Origin of the sequence: Haloferax larsenii (assembly GCF_024730625.1) — an archaeon.
GTDB lineage: Archaea > Halobacteriota > Halobacteria > Halobacteriales > Haloferacaceae > Haloferax > Haloferax larsenii.
This window is the reverse complement of record NZ_CP078063.1, coordinates 2,895,809-2,908,915: the sequence shown is the minus strand read 5'-3', so window position 1 is coordinate 2,908,915 and position 13,107 is coordinate 2,895,809. Positions and strand designations below refer to the sequence as shown.

Below are 13,107 nucleotides of genomic sequence, written 5' to 3'. Positions count from 1 at the left end.
CACCTAGTCCAGACTGACCCACTCGCCGCTGTCGTCGGAGCGCTCGATTGCGTCGAGAATCTCCTGTACTTCGTAGGCTTCCTCGAACGAGGGAGAGAACTCACTTCCCTCGGCGGCCGCCGACAGGAACTCGTAGTTCTCGTGGACGAAAGTGTGCTCCCAGCCGATGACGTGGCCCGGCGGCCACCAGTGGTCCACGTAGGGGTCGGTTTCGTCGGTGACGAGCACGGTTTCGTATCCGCGTGAATCACCCGTCATGACCTCCAGTTCGTTGAGGCGTTCGAGCGAGAACTTCAGACTCCCGTCCGAGCCCTGAATCTCGATGGTGTGGTCGTTCTTGTGGCCGTTGGCGAAGCGCGAGGCCTCGAACGACCCGACCGCGTCGTTTTCGAACTCTGCCTGCGCGGTGTAGGCGTCGTCGACGGTGACGGGCTTGTACTCGTCCGTGCCGGGAACCGGGCGCTCGTCGACGAACGTCTGGAGGTGTCCAGAGACGCGTTCGATATCGCCCGCAACCTCGCCGACGAGGAAGCGCACGAGGTCCACGGTGTGCGCGCCGAGGTCGCCGAGCGCCCCGGACCCGGCGTACTCCTTCTCCATGCGCCACGCCCACGGTGCCTCGGGGTCGACCAGCCAGTCTTGCAGGTAGCGGCCGCGAACGTGGTGAATGTCGCCGAGTTCGCCGTCTTCGATGAGGTCTTTCGCGTACTGGATAGCCGGGACGAAGCGATAGTTGAACGCGCATCCGGCCACGCCGTCGGCGTCGCGGGCGGCGTCGCGCATCGCTTCGGCTTCATCCAGCGTCGGCGCGAGGGGTTTCTCGCAGAAGACGTGCGCCCCTGCTTCGAGCGCCGCAATCGAGGGTTCGGCGTGGAGGTGGTTCGGCCCGAGGTTGTAGAACACGTCCACGTCGTCGACGACGTCGCGCCAGTCGGTCGCCGTCGATTCGAAGCCGAATCGGTCGGCGGCGTCGGCGAGCGCCTCCTCGTCGCGGCCGATGATGACCGAGCGTTCGACGTCCGGCGCGTCGGGGAAGAACATCGGGAGGCGAGCGAGCGCGTTGGAGTGCGCTTTGCCCATAAAGCGGTAGCCTAAGACGCCGACTGTGAGGGGTTCAGACATGCAGAATCACTCCGCCCAGTAGGCATCGCCGGGTTGCGTCTCGAAGACGGCGCGGTCGAGCACGTCGACGGCCTTTTCCAGCCCCTCGTTCGAGGACGTGAGCGCGTCTTCGTGTTCGATAGAGAGCGCACCCTCGTAGCCGACCATCCGGAGCGTCGAGACGACGTCTTTCCAGTGTTCTTCGCCGTGGCCGTAGCCGATAGACCGGAAGAGCCACGAGCGGTCGGCGGTGTCGGCGTAGGAAGTGGTATCGAGGACGCCCTTGACGCGCGATTCGGACTCGTACACCTTCGTGTCCTTCGCGTGGAAGTGGTGGATGGCGTCGTGTTCGCCGAGGAATCGAATCGCGTCGGTGATGGAGATATCCTGCCAGTAGAGGTGCGAGGGGTCGAAGTTCGCGCCGATGCGCTCGTTTGTCGCCTCGCGGAGTTTCAGCATCCCCGTCGGCTCGTAAACGAGCATGTTGGGGTGCATCTCGATTGCCATGTCGACGCCGTGGTCGTCGGCGTATTCGGCGAGGTCGGACCAGTAGTCGATGGCGACGTCCCACTGGTACTCGTGGGCGTCGGCGTGCTCGGTCGGCCACGGGGCCGTAATCCAGTTCGGGACTTCGTCGTTCGGGCCGCCCGCGGGCAGGCCGGAGAAACAGGTGACGGTGTTCACGTCGAGCGCGTCGGCGAGTTCGATAGCCTCGCGGAGTTCCGTGTCCGCCTCGGCCGCCGTCTCCTCGTCCGGGTGAAGCGGGTTGTTGTGGGTTGCCAGCGCGCTAATCTGCATGTCTCGGCCTTCGACGGCCGCGAGCAGGTCGGCCTGTGCGTCTTCGTCGCCGAGGACTGCTGTGCGGTCGACGTGGTCTTCGCCGGGCCAGCCACCGACACCGAGTTCGACACCTTCGACGCCGATACTCGACAGGTAGTCGAGCGCGTCGTCGAGGGATTCGTTCCCGAGCGGGACAGTGAGCACTCCGATGTACATACACAGACATACTACTACGAAGCGAATAAAAATTAAGGATACGAGCAAAGTCGGTGCTGCACTCCGAGAGCGTGGCGCGTCGGGTACGGTCTCTCGTTTCTAGCGTCGGAGGAACTCCGAGAGGCGTTCCCGGAGCCCAGCCTCTTCACCGAGTCGGAGATAGTACGCCGCGCCGCCGTCTTCGTAGTAGCCGTCGATGCGTCGACGGACGGTAAAGCCGAGATTTTTGTAGAATTCGAGCGCGTTCGTGTTCGTCGTGCGGGCGTGGCAGGTGACGACCGGATGATTGTTGGCGACTTTGGCGACGAGTCGTTTCCCGTGGCCTTCGCCTCGTGCCTCGGGAGAGACGGCGAGAAAGAGAATGTAGCCGTCGCGTCGTGTGGAGGCGAACGCGACGAGCGTGTCGTTTTCGAAGAGAAGATACGTGGTCGAGCGGCGATAGGCGTCCATAAAGAACCCGCGGCGTTGTTTTAGGAGTCCCTCGTCGACCCGGATGACCTCCTTGAGGTCCCACGCCTCCTCGGCGTACGCTGTCTCGCCGGGCCCGTCGACCCGTATCTTCACGTTGACGCTCACAAATCGAGGTAGCCGGAGGGAGAATATAACTCCACCGTCCGTGTGAACGGCGCACACGATGTCTGTTTACGCTGCCTCCCGCCGACCGAAAAGACGAGGGGTGCCTGTCACCGACGAGTCGGTATGAGCTTCACACTCCGGGAACACACTGCCGACGTGGCCGTCGAGGCGGCGGGGGACAGCCTCGGCGACGTCTTCGCCGCAGTCGCAAACGGTCTCACGGCCGCGATGTGCGACGAGGTTGCGGCCACCGGCGACCGATTCTCGCTTTCCGTCCGCGCCGAGAGCAGAGAAGCGGCGCTGTTCGACTACCTCGACGAACTCATCTACGAGCGCGACGTGCGCGGCGTCCTCCCCGCCGACCACGACGCGACGGTCCGACAAGAGGGAGCCGAGTGGGTCGTCGACGCCTCGGCGCGCGGCGTCCCGTTCGCAGACGTGACCGCCCGCGACGTGAAAGCCGTCACGTACTCCGAGATGCGACTGGAAGAAGGCGACGACGGGTGGGACGCGTACGTCGTCTTCGACGTGTGAGTACGGTCCGCCCGCAACCCGCTTGTTTTCTGGCCCTCGACCCACCCGACTCGTGACGGAATCCTATTGAATCGCCATCTCGAACGTTCGGATATGACCACACGCGAGTTCGGAGACATCGAACTGCGACGAGTTCGCGAGCACGTCTGGGAGATTCCGCAGGAGGGCGAGATGAACGCCCCGGCGCGGGTGCTTGCCTCCGAGGCGCTGCTCGAACAGATTGGCCAGGACAAGACGCTCGAACAGTTGCGAAACGCGACGCACCTGCCGGGCATCACGAACCACGCCATCTGCATGCCCGACGGCCATCAGGGGTACGGCTTCCCCGTCGGCGGCGTCGGTGCGACGGACACGACAGACGGGTGTATCTCGCCGGGCGCGGTCGGCTACGACATCAACTGCGGCGTCCGCATGATGACGACGAACCTCACCTACGAGGACCTCCAAGGGAAGGAAGCGGAACTCGTCGAGGCGCTGTTCGATGCCATCCCGAGCGGTCTCGGCGGCGGCGGTGTCGTGACCGGCGACGCGGAGACTATCGACGACATTCTCGCGCGCGGGATGGAGTGGGCGGTCGATGCGGGCTACGCCACCGAAGACGACCTCGCACACTGCGAAGACGAAGGCTTCCGCGACGACGCGCGCCCCGAGTTCGTCTCGCAGAAGGCCAAAGACCGCGGGCGCAATCAGATTGGCAGTCTCGGCTCCGGCAACCACTTCCTCGAAGTCCAGCGCGTCACCGACGTGTACCGCGAGGACGTTGCCGAGTCGTTCGGGCTCGAAGCCGACCAAATCGTCGTCCTCATCCACTGTGGCTCTCGCGGCCTCGGCCACCAGACCTGTACGGACTACCTCCGGCGCATCGAGAAGGAACACGCCGACCTGTTCGACGACCTGCCGGACAAGGAACTCGCCGCCGCGCCCGCCGGGTCGGAACTCGCGGAAGAGTACTACGGCGCGATGTGCGCCGCCATCAACTTCGCGTGGGTGAACCGACAGCTCATCATGCACCGCACGCGCGAGGTGTTCGCCGACGTGTTCGACCGCGACTGGCGCGAGATGGACATGCGTCTCCTCTACGACGTGGCGCACAACATCGCGAAGAAGGAAGTCCACGAGGTTGACGGCGAGGACCGAGAACTCTACGTCCACCGCAAAGGTGCGACCAGAGCGTTCCCCGCGGGGCGACCCGAACTTCCACCAGCGTACGCTGACGTCGGCCAGCCTGTCATCATCCCCGGCAGCATGGGTGCCGGAAGCTACGTCCTCCGCGGCGGCGACTCCTCGCTCGACCTCACGTTCGGTTCGACGGCCCACGGCGCGGGTCGGCTGATGAGCCGAACCAAGGCGAAACAGGAGTACTGGGGCGAGACGGTACAAGAGGAACTCCGCGAGCAACAGAAAATCTACGTCAAGGCGCAGTCGGGCGCGACGGTGGCCGAAGAGGCACCCGGCGTCTACAAGGACGTCGACGAAGTCGTCCGGGTCTCCGACGAGTTAGGCATCGGTGACAAGGTCGTTCGGACCTTCCCCGTCTGCAACATCAAGGGCTGAGTTCGAACGCCCCCGGTTCGGCGGTTCTCAGACCGCCGCCGTCGCGGCCGCCGCCCGGCGCTTGTAAAAGTAGTACGCGAGCGCCGCGAGGCCGACGAAGACGGCAGTGACGCCCTCGCCGACGGCACCGCTACCGCCGGAGAGGAACGACGAGACGACGCTCCCGAGACCGAGTGCGAGCAACAGCAGTCCGCCGCCGAGAATCCACGCCCGCGAGTCGCGGTCGGCGTCGGCGTACTGGCCGCTCTCGATGAGCGCCATCTCCTTTTTGTGGTCGAGGTAGACGGCCACAGCGCCGAATCCGAGGATTGCGATTCCGAGGAGGACGAACGGTGCGAAGAACAGCGCGTCACCGATACCGGAGGCGGTCTGAAGTGGGAACATACCAGACTATCGCTACGTGACGTCTTGAATTACCAGTGACAGTCGCTATCTCGGGGAGAATCCGCCGGGGCCGCGCGGCCCAGTATCCGGCCCCCGTGGTCCTGTCGGACCCTGCCCGCCGATGACGACGTAGTCGCTCTCGGGAACTGACTCCACCTCCCGCCCGTTTTCGTACCGTACGAACGAGAGATAGAAGTCGCGACCGCACGGCGACGCCAACCCGGGATTCTCCACGTCGTCGGCCTCGCTGACTACGTCTGTCCACGTCAGACCGGGCGCATCGCTCTCGCCGCAGACGAAGTGGACGCCGTCGGCGTCGTCCGCCTCGAAGTCGTCGTCCGGGTCGACGTACGCCCACCCGGCCAGCGGATACGGCGTCACCGACTTGTCTGCGAGGTAGCCGTCGCGTTCGACTTCGACCACCGCGCCGCAGTGCGGGCAGTAGTACGAGACCGGATATCCCATATTCGGGTGGTAGGAGGCAGCGGGCTTAACCCACACGGCGGGTCGAATCCCAATTCTCCTGAGGTTTATATTCGAGTCCGCGGCCAGCCACCTCGTGCGTTGACCATCGCCGCGGGGCGGACTGCGGGTGTGCGGCACACCGCTTCGCGGAGCAGTCGTGCCGCCTGTTCGCCCTCGATGCCACCTGCAGAGACGTCGATTCAGACACCAGACGGGCCGTCGCCGACGTACCTGAACGCGACACCGGCGCGTTCGGCAGTCACCTCGTCGCGAGCGGAATCACCGACGAACACCGCCGAGTCGGGGCTAACACCCATCTCCTCCAGCGTAGCGAGCAGCGGTTCAGGGTCCGGTTTCTCGGTTGCCACGGAGTCGCGGCCGACGACGGCATCGACGTGGGGTTCGAGTTCGTGCACGTCGAGCGCGACACGGCAAGCATCCTCTGCGTTGAGCGAGCAGACGCCAGAGGGAACACCGTCTTCGGGGAGGTGGTCCGCAAGCGGCAGGCGGTCTGATGTCCACGCGCCCTGTCGTTCGTGTGCTGCGAGTTCGCGTTCGAGGTCGTCGCGAACGCCCTCCTCGTCGGCCACGTCGAGCATGCCCCAGAGGTCCATCGCGTCTGCCTCGACGCCAACCTCGCGGAGAACGAGCGCGGCGTCTCGGGCCGCCTCGTCCCAATCGACACGGAGATTGACGAGCGTACCGTCGAGGTCGTAGACGACGGCGTCGAAACCGGAGAGGTCCGGGAGCGTCATTGCCCGGTCTAAGACAGCGGAGAAAAAAGGCGCTTCGGGCGAGTCGTCGACTCAGTCCAGGAGCGACCGCGCGATAATCTCCTTTTGAATCTCGCTCGTGCCCTCGTAGATGGTCGTAATCTTGGCGTCGCGGTAGTAGCGTTCCACGTCGAAGTCGGTCGTGTAACCGTAGCCACCGTGGACCTGCACGGCCTCGTTGGTCACGTCGACAGCGGCCTCGCTCGCGTAGTACTTCGCCATCGCGGCGGGCGTGCGCGGGTCCTCGCCAGCGTCAGCGACGCGGGCGGCCTCACGGACCAGCGTCCGCGCGGTGTGGACCTGCGTTCCCATCTCCGCAATCTTGTGGCGGATGGCCTGAATCTTCGAAATCGGCTTGTCGAACTGCTCGCGTTCGTTCGCGTACTCGACCGCCTCGTCGAGCGCGGCCTGCGCGAGACCGGTCGCCTGCGAAGCGATACCGATGCGGCCACCGGTGAGGATGTGGAACGCGGCAGAGAGACCGCGACCTTCCTCGGTGAGCTGATTTTCCGCCGGGATGCGCACGTCGTCGAAGAGAAGCGCCGTCGTGTCGGAGGCGCGAAGCCCCATCTTCTCTTCTTTCTTGCCGACTTCGTAGCCGGCGTCCTCGGGGACGAGGAACTGCGTGACGGAGCCGGGGTCCTCCGGGTCCGTCTTCGCGAAGAGGATACAGACGCCACCGCGCTGGCCGTTCGTAATCCACTGTTTCTTGCCGTTGATGACGAACTCGTCACCCTCGCGGCGCGCGACAGTGGACATCTCCGCCGGATTCGACCCTGCTTCGGGTTCCGAGAGTGCAAACATCCCGACTGGGCGGCCGTCGGCCATCTTCGGGAGCCACTCTTCTTTCTGCTCGTCAGTCGCGAACTCGGCGATACACTCGGTCGCGAGACAGTGGACCGAGAGAGCGGTCGCGACGGCGAGTTGGCCGTAGGCGACCTCCTCGTTGACGACGGAGTACGTCATTCGGTCGGCACCGAATCCACCGTACTCCTCGGGGACAGTCAGTCCGGTCAGGTCGAGTTCGGCGAGACCGTCCCACACCTCTTCGGGGAACGTCTCCGTCTCGTCCGCCTCGCTGGCGGTCGGGCGAATCTCCTCGACCGCAAACTCGCGGACGAGGTCGCGGATGGCCCGCTGCTCGTCGGTCAGCGCGATGTCGGACCCTACTGTTACCATGGTCTCTTCTACGAACCATAATTGAAAAAGATGAGTGAATTGTCCCGCGACGGGTTCAAAATCCGACAGTGATGGGCGCTATCAGTACTCGTGGAGGAACGCGAGTACCTCGTCGGCGGTCGCGCCGAGCCCACCGCCCTGTGCGAACGTCGGGCCGCCACCACCGCCGCCACCGAACTCGTCTGTCACGTCGTCGACGATATCGCCCGCCGAAACGTCACCCGCGCTGGCGACGACGACGAATGGGGCGTTCGAGCCACCGACGGCGACGAGGACGTCTGCCTCGCCGCGGGCGTCCTTCGCGGCCTCGCCGACATCGTTCGCTTCGAATCCTGCGACCGACCCGACTTTCCACATTCCGTCGTCGCGTTCGAGCGTCTCGAAGTTCGCGAGGCGCGTCCCGAGTGTCTCTGCTTTCAAATCGGCAAGTTCGTCTTCGAGCGCGGCGCGCGACTCGACTGTCTCGGCAGCGACGTCGCCAAGGGCTTCGAGGTTCGTACCGAGCGCCCGCGCCGCGTCGTAGGCGGCCGTCTGGAGTTCCGCGCGGTGGTCGATGGCCGACGGGCCGACGGCGAGTTCGACGCGCGTGAGTCCTTCGCCGGGGTTCGAGCGACCGAGGACCTCCACGGGACCGATTTCGATAGTGTTCGAGACGTGAGTTCCGCCGCAGGCACCCCAGTCCCATCCCTCGACGGTGACGACTCGAACCTCGTCGGCGTCGGCGAAGACTCCTTCTTCGGTCTTCACGTTGAACGCGATTTCCTCGCGCTCTCGCGCTTCCGCGACCGGAATCTCCTCCCACGACACCTTGCGAGAGTCCCAGACTGCGCGGTTGACCAGTCGCTCCAGTTCGACCAGTGCTGCGTCGTCGACGTCCGTACTCGTCTCGAAGTCGACGCGGACTTTCTCCTCGGTGATGTCGAAGCCACCGTATCCGAGGTCGTCGAAGATGTGCCGCGCCGCGCCATAGAGGACGTGACTCGCGGTGTGCGCCCGCATGCAGTAGGTTCGGTAGTCGTCGTCGACGACGCCAGTGACGTCGTCCCCAACATCGAAGGTGGGAGTCTCCGCGAGTTCGTGGACCACAACGCCGTCTTCCGCGTAGACGTGGGCGAGTTCGACACCGCCGAGGACACCCCGGTCGGCGGGTTGTCCGCCGCCTTCGGGATAGAAGTACGTCTCGTCGAGGACGACAGACCGCTCGTCGACGCTCGTGACCGTTGCCTCGAATGCCCGGACCTCCGGGTTCGACGGTGCGAGAGAGAGTGGCATGGGAGCGTCGAGACGCCCGAGAAAGAAAAGTCGTGCTACTCGTCGACGAGTGACACGTCGAGGCGTTCTTCGAGCGCGCGAATAACCGACCCACCGACGTTCGCTCGCGTCGCCCGTCCCTGTTCGATTGCGAGCAGTTGCTTCTCGTCGAGTTCGAGTTCGTCGGCGAGTTCGGCGAGTTGGAGGCCGGCATCCTGCCGCGCGGATTCGACTACGCCGCCGTAGCCGGAGACGAGGTACGGAAGCCGGTCTTTCTCGTAGTTCGTCCCTTCTTCTTCCCAGTGTTTCGAGTCGCCCTTGGCGCTGTCGTACATCTTTGCGGTCCGTTGGGCGGCGCGTTTGCGACGGTTCTGCTCGGAGTAGTCGCGGGAGGACGACGACTTCTCGCGCTTCTTCTCAGCGTGGCGGTTGTCGCCGTGCGGTGCGCAGTCAGAACAGACGAGTAAGTCGGCACCAGCGACGTTCGCGCGCCGGAGTTTCCCCGTCGTTCGGCCGCAGAGTTCGCAACTATCGCCGTCGGAGCCGCCTCCACCCCGATTCGTCGAGTACTTCGCCATGGGGCGTGTTACTCGTTCGACCCTTTTAAACTCGCGGCCCCGGACGGGGCAGGTGATCGACCACTGTGAGCACTTGGCACTCTGACTACTCATCAGTAGGTGGCGACAGAACAGCGTCGTCACTGTCTTTTGCCGTGGTATTGTGTTGGTCTCTGATGAATCACTGGACGGCGGCGGGTCATTCATTAATTCAAAGGAGTTGACACGGGGGACTGTCAATGACTATGTCCAAAACCTCCGGCTTCACGATCAAAGCAGCCAAGTTGGAGACTGAGGCGAAGTCGCCGCCCTCGAAGGGGATGGTGGCTTCGCTGACTACGCTCTTGTATCGCTGCACAGTCTGTAAATACACTTTGATGGGTCGTACCGCAATGCTCTCGACCTGCCGAGCGAGATACCGCTATTTGTGGGGAGATCGGTCTCGAAGAGGTCAATCTCCCTGATCACTCGGCGTTGGACAAGACATTTGATGGGTTTCAGTGAAGGTTTGGTGAGTGCTGCTCCAACGAGAGTCGAAACTGCACGACCTCTCGGATAACGCCGCCACTGATGCCACATTTTTGACCGCGAAAACAATAGTAATCACTACTGCCGCCGCACGGATTATCGCGTTCAGATGCTCAAAGCGACGGCTCTCGTCGATAATCAGACCCAAGCTGTTCTGACGTTCATTGAACGACCGAGAAAGCTCACGACACACAACTCGGCCGACAGGTCGCCTCCTGCAACGCAGGCGACCTGCACAGCCTCGCCGCGAACAGAGGCTACGACAGGATGCAGTTACGCAAAAAACTACGGGAAGATGGCTTGAAACCGGTGATTAAACGTCTATCACCAGGCACATCGACCGCGCGAACAACGCGCGAGTCGATGGACCTCGCTACCGCTAGGTGTGTGAAACCATCTTCTCGTCGATCAAGTTCGCGCACGGAGATATTCCGTGCGTGCGCAAAAGTGCAGAGAATTTCGTGAACTTGTTTTGAAATATGTCGTTCACGATATCAATCGTGCCGCAACATAGCCAAATCAACCGCAGTATGGCGATTCACCAGAACCGAAATTTGTGGCGACTTCTCGCTCGCAGACGGGGCCAGCGACAGTGTTGAGGTCACCGCCGGGCTGACGCTCCGAGCCTGTGCGGACCCGTGTCCTGGCTTCACGTGTTCGTACTGCTTGCCGTTCTCGGCAAACATGAGCGGGAACGTCACGCCGCCCGAACTCTGAGACGCGACACCGTGGCCGAAGTGATACTCTGACTGCACTGTATTTCCACGAGACGAAGCGACGGATTCTCTCCGAGTCCGTGCCCCTCCGTCACGCTTAATGATATTCGGCAGACACTCAGAAACAGTGGTCTCCGTAGCGGCCGCTGTGGTTGGTGGTGCACTCACACTGCTGTGTCTGTACTACGCATACCGGTTGACGAACGCCATGCGGCTGTACCGCTCCCTGTCCGGGGTCATCCCTGATGAGTCGCCCACCATCGTCGACGGCGAGCGGGTGACGGTCGAAGGAGACGTCACGGTCGACGAGGAGGCCCCTGCGAGCGACCGCGCGACCGACGGGTTGTCCGCCCCGGTCGGGATGTACGTCTGGCAGGCAGCGTTCCCGCGGAGCGGACAGAAGGTGATCGACTTCGAGAACAGGACAACAAGACAGGCGAGAGCGACGTTCGCCTCCGGCGTCGAGTTCGGATCGTTCACCGTCGCGACCGAGAACGGGGAGCTCCGGGTCGACCCGGAGTGGCTGCGAGACACCCACGACGCCGACCAGCTGGCGGAGGTACGGCCGGTTGGCTTCCTCCCGAGCCGGACGTGGCACGTCTACCTCTGGAATTCGCCGTACGTCCAGCTGGCCGACCACTCGACTGAACTGCCGCTCGAACGGCTCCGAGGCGTCATCGACGACGACCCGGACATCGATCTGAAGAACGACTACTTCCTGTCGAAGGCTGTCCCCGAGGGGACCCAACTGACGGTTCACGGCGAACTGTCCGTCGACGCGGGGACGCCGACCATTCGGGGGAGCGAGAAGACGCCGCTTTTCCTCTCCGACGGCGGCGTCGACGCGATCCGCCGTTCCCTTCGGGGTCGGGCGCTCACCTACGGCGTCTATCTCGCGTTGGCGGCGGCGGCCACCGCGGTTTCGGTCGTCGCCTTCTCCTGAGCTGTCGGCACCGATTGCGACGCCGGAAGGGCAGCGGCACCCGCGCCGGTCATGGCTCGTTCGCCACCGACCTCACTCGCCGGTACTCGTGATACAGTACTGTGATTTCGTGACAAAATCAACCACAGTATGGCGATTCACCAGAAACTTGTGACGGAGAAGAACCCACAGAGAGGTGTCTCTCAGGGGCGTAGTGATCGGAAGGATTGTGCGTGGGTGATGTCCGTGTAGGGACGTCACCTGCATCATTCGGCGGCTACGCCGCCTCATTGCGGACTTTCAGTCCGCACATGCGATGCGTGGGACCGGATTTGAACTTCCGAGACTCGTTTCACTCGTCTCGACGTTCGCAGTCGGTATACCGACTGCTCACCGGCGGACCGCTACAGGACAGCGCCCTCAACGCTACTGGTGAATTACAGAAAGGCCCACCGAGAGGCGTCTCTCAGGGGCGTAGTGTTCGGAAGGATTGTGCGTGGGTGATGTCCATGTAGGAAATCACCTGCATCATTCGGCGGCTACGCCGCCTCATTGCGGACTTTCAGTCCGCACATGCGATGCGTGGGACCGGATTTGAACCGGCGGACCTCTACAGGACAGCGCCCTCAACGCTGCGCCGTTGGCCTGGCTTGGCTACCCACGCTCGCTGTGTCTTGCTGCACTCTTCGTTACCCCGCGGTAATTTAAATGACTTTCCTTTCGACGCGGCAATGTCGGGCGTTTGCAGACGCCGTGGGACTGCGTTCGGACAGAACGATTTTGCGTACGCAGGCCTCCAGTACGGGTATGGAGTTCCGTGCCCGCAACCACGTCGGCGGCCTGACTGCCGCGCTTTCGGTCGTCTCGCTCGCGCTCGTCTTCGGTGCAGTTCTCGGGGCGATTCCACGCGCAGCCATCCCGCACGCATCCGATGAGGTGCTGCGCGCGATTCCGCACGTGAACGCCGTCATCAGCACCACCGCTATCGTGACGATTCTCGCCGGGATTCGGTTCGTCCGACGCGGCGAGATAGCGCGCCACCGCCAGATGATGCTCGCTTCGTTCGCCCTGTTTGCGACGTTTCTCGTCCTCTATCTCTACAAGGTCGTCGTCCAGGGGACGACGGAGTTCCCCGGGCCAGAGACAGTCTACCAATTCGTCTACCTCCCGACGCTGGCGATTCACATGCTTCTCGCAATCGTCTGTGTCCCCGTCGTCTACTACGCCCTGCTCTTGGCGATGACGCGCCCCATCTCCGAAGTGTTCGGAACGAACCACGCTCGGTTTGGACGTCTGGCGGCGTCGCTGTGGCTCGTGTCGTTCGTCCTCGGCAACGTCGTCTACCTCCTCCTCTACGTACTCTACTAGCCTGCGTGTAGGGAGAGTCCCGTCTGCACCGTGGCGCTGGTGGAGTGTCCGTCACCGCGCGCGGTGAGCAGGCGGGAGTGGTACGTGGACGCGACCGGCAGGTCACTAAGACGAAGGCGCTCGAACAAACGTAAGAGAGACGAGCGCCTCGTCGGTGTCGCACTCCGTACTCCATCCCAAAACCCGGTCTGGATGGGCTGAAG

Annotated in this window: 13 protein-coding genes, 1 tRNA gene and 1 pseudogene; 5 read left to right on the top strand and 10 right to left on the bottom strand. The window is 63.4% G+C overall.

The annotated features are described in order from the left end of the window. Positions 1 to 3: 3 nt before the first annotated feature. The 3 genes from KU306_RS15115 to KU306_RS15105 all read right to left on the bottom strand — a co-directional run bounded on the left by KU306_RS15115 (position 4) and on the right by KU306_RS15105 (position 2,673). Positions 4 to 1,122 carry a Gfo/Idh/MocA family protein gene (locus KU306_RS15115; protein ID WP_258302404.1) on the bottom strand — a complete coding sequence of 373 codons (1,119 nt, stop codon included), beginning with the start codon at positions 1,120 to 1,122 and terminating at the stop codon, positions 4 to 6. Between the two features lie 6 nt (positions 1,123 to 1,128). Beyond that, complete coding sequence (locus tag KU306_RS15110; protein ID WP_007543404.1) at positions 1,129 to 2,097, bottom strand: sugar phosphate isomerase/epimerase family protein; 969 nt, start codon at positions 2,095 to 2,097, stop codon at positions 1,129 to 1,131. A gap of 99 nt (positions 2,098 to 2,196) precedes the next feature. After that, positions 2,197 to 2,673 carry a GNAT family N-acetyltransferase gene (locus tag KU306_RS15105; RefSeq protein ID WP_007543406.1) on the bottom strand — a complete coding sequence of 159 codons (477 nt, stop codon included), beginning with the start codon at positions 2,671 to 2,673 and terminating at the stop codon, positions 2,197 to 2,199. 123 nt (positions 2,674 to 2,796) lie between these two features. On the opposite strand from KU306_RS15105, the gene KU306_RS15100 reads away from it, so the two are divergent. Continuing rightward, positions 2,797 to 3,207, top strand: a complete 411-nt coding sequence (locus KU306_RS15100; protein WP_007543408.1) for an archease — start codon at positions 2,797 to 2,799, stop codon at positions 3,205 to 3,207. Positions 3,208 to 3,300: 93 nt separating this feature from the next. Next, positions 3,301 to 4,761 (top strand): RtcB family protein, encoded by a 1,461-nt coding sequence (locus tag KU306_RS15095; protein ID WP_258302403.1) that lies wholly within the window; start codon positions 3,301 to 3,303, stop codon positions 4,759 to 4,761. Between the two features lie 27 nt (positions 4,762 to 4,788). Here KU306_RS15095 and KU306_RS15090 read toward each other — a convergent pair whose 3' ends face one another. The 6 genes from KU306_RS15090 to KU306_RS15065 all read right to left on the bottom strand — a co-directional run bounded on the left by KU306_RS15090 (position 4,789) and on the right by KU306_RS15065 (position 9,391). Then, complete coding sequence (locus KU306_RS15090; protein WP_258302402.1) at positions 4,789 to 5,145, bottom strand: DUF6249 domain-containing protein; 357 nt, start codon at positions 5,143 to 5,145, stop codon at positions 4,789 to 4,791. A 45-nt stretch (positions 5,146 to 5,190) separates the two neighbouring features. Further along, positions 5,191 to 5,610 (bottom strand): DUF7969 family protein, encoded by a 420-nt coding sequence (locus tag KU306_RS15085; protein WP_258302401.1) that lies wholly within the window; start codon positions 5,608 to 5,610, stop codon positions 5,191 to 5,193. Between the two features lie 200 nt (positions 5,611 to 5,810). Continuing rightward, positions 5,811 to 6,365: an HAD family hydrolase gene (locus KU306_RS15080; RefSeq protein ID WP_007543416.1), complete on the bottom strand. Its 555-nt coding sequence runs from the start codon at positions 6,363 to 6,365 to the stop codon at positions 5,811 to 5,813. A gap of 51 nt (positions 6,366 to 6,416) precedes the next feature. After that, a complete protein-coding gene (locus tag KU306_RS15075) occupies positions 6,417 to 7,562 on the bottom strand; it encodes an acyl-CoA dehydrogenase family protein (protein WP_258302400.1) in 1,146 nt (381 codons plus the stop codon). Between the two features lie 81 nt (positions 7,563 to 7,643). After that, a complete protein-coding gene (locus tag KU306_RS15070; RefSeq protein WP_007543420.1) occupies positions 7,644 to 8,834 on the bottom strand; it encodes an alanyl-tRNA editing protein in 1,191 nt (396 codons plus the stop codon). Between the two features lie 35 nt (positions 8,835 to 8,869). Beyond that, positions 8,870 to 9,391: a helix-turn-helix domain-containing protein gene (locus KU306_RS15065; protein ID WP_258302399.1), complete on the bottom strand. Its 522-nt coding sequence runs from the start codon at positions 9,389 to 9,391 to the stop codon at positions 8,870 to 8,872. 224 nt (positions 9,392 to 9,615) lie between these two features. On the opposite strand from KU306_RS15065, the pseudogene KU306_RS15060 reads away from it, so the two are divergent. Together KU306_RS15060 and KU306_RS15055 are read left to right on the top strand one after the other, a co-directional pair. Further along, positions 9,616 to 10,412 (top strand): annotated as a pseudogene (locus tag KU306_RS15060) (IS5 family transposase). A 329-nt stretch (positions 10,413 to 10,741) separates the two neighbouring features. After that, complete coding sequence (locus KU306_RS15055; RefSeq protein ID WP_258302398.1) at positions 10,742 to 11,557, top strand: hypothetical protein; 816 nt, start codon at positions 10,742 to 10,744, stop codon at positions 11,555 to 11,557. A gap of 558 nt (positions 11,558 to 12,115) precedes the next feature. Here KU306_RS15055 and KU306_RS15050 read toward each other — a convergent pair. Next, positions 12,116 to 12,200 (bottom strand) — tRNA-Leu (locus KU306_RS15050). A gap of 143 nt (positions 12,201 to 12,343) precedes the next feature. On the opposite strand from KU306_RS15050, the gene KU306_RS15045 reads away from it, so the two are divergent. Next, positions 12,344 to 12,904 carry a DUF420 domain-containing protein gene (locus KU306_RS15045; protein WP_258302397.1) on the top strand — a complete coding sequence of 187 codons (561 nt, stop codon included), beginning with the start codon at positions 12,344 to 12,346 and terminating at the stop codon, positions 12,902 to 12,904. Positions 12,905 to 13,107 lie beyond the last annotated feature (203 nt).